The sequence below is a fragment of the Corynebacterium gottingense genome (assembly GCF_003693265.1).
Classification (GTDB): Bacteria; Actinomycetota; Actinomycetes; order Mycobacteriales; family Mycobacteriaceae; genus Corynebacterium; species Corynebacterium gottingense.
In genome coordinates this window covers 1-1102 of the sequence record NZ_RDRE01000152.1, presented here as the reverse complement: position 1 = coordinate 1102, position 1102 = coordinate 1, and the positions used below count along the sequence as shown (strand labels likewise).

Genomic DNA, 1102 nt, shown 5'->3' with positions numbered 1-1102 from the left:
TCCGACATCAACCGCTACCTCGTCTCGACGTTTGTCGCTCCCGTCCCGAGTGCATAGACAGGGATTGCCCGTGAGGTAAGGCATGCCTTAAAATGCATCCTTTAGGTTAGGCAGGCCTAACTGGACATTCTTCATTTACCTACGGAAGGTGCAACCTTGGCACTCTTTACCTCTCGCCCCTTCAAGGCAATCGCCGCCACTGTCACCGCGGCATTCATGCTTGCCAGCTGCTCGAGCGAAGCAAGCAGCCCAACAGCCGCTCCCGAAGCTTCCGATGCCAACGGGCCAGACGAGCGCATCGTGGCACTGGGTCTTGGCGACGTCGATACGCTCCTTGCCCTGGGCGAGCAACCAGTCGGTTACGCCACCTGGGAGCAAGAGGGCTCGGGCGATCCCTCCGGACTTGGACCGTGGGCCAAGGACAAGCTCACGGTCAACCCGAACCCAATCCGTGATACCACCACCGAATTCAGCACCGACACTGCGGAAAAGGTGGCGTCGCTCAACCCGACACAAATCATTGCAGTAAACAGCGGTCTCGAGGACGACAAGAAGGCACTGCTCGAGCAGATCGCGCCAACCACCTTCCACTCGGACGAGTACCAGGATTGGCAGGTCCCTTGGGATGCACAGGTCAAGGAGATCTCCAAGGCCGTAGACAAGGAAGACGAAGGCCAAAAGCTTATCGACGCCGCCGAGCAGGCATTCGAAGACTTCCGCGAAGCACACCCAGAGCTGCAGGGGAAAACAGCGGTCATCGGCATGCCTTACGACGGGAAGTTCGGCGTGTACACCGCTGGCGACGGCCGCGGCTCCTTCATCGAAAAACTGGGCTTCAAGATCCCGGAGAAGTTCAACGGTGATGGCTCCAGCTTCTTCCTCGACTGGTCGCCCGAGAACTACGCAGATTTCAACGACGTGGACTACCTCTTCGCGTTGGACCACTACGGCGCGATCGATGCGCTGAAGAACGACGAGAACTTCATAGACCTTGACGTCAACAAGCGTGGCGGGCTCTACTGGCTCGACACCGACACGGCCAACGCAATGAGCATGCCCAACCCCCTCACTATCCCGTACGCAATCGAGCAAATCGACGAGC

1 protein-coding gene is annotated in these 1102 nt (G+C 58.6%); it reads left to right on the top strand.

Annotated features, from left to right (window positions below; translation table 11 throughout):
- Positions 1-156: 156 nt before the first annotated feature.
- On the top strand, positions 157-1102 hold a 946-nt coding region (locus tag EAW56_RS12400), incomplete at its 3' end, for an ABC transporter substrate-binding protein (RefSeq protein ID WP_244213443.1).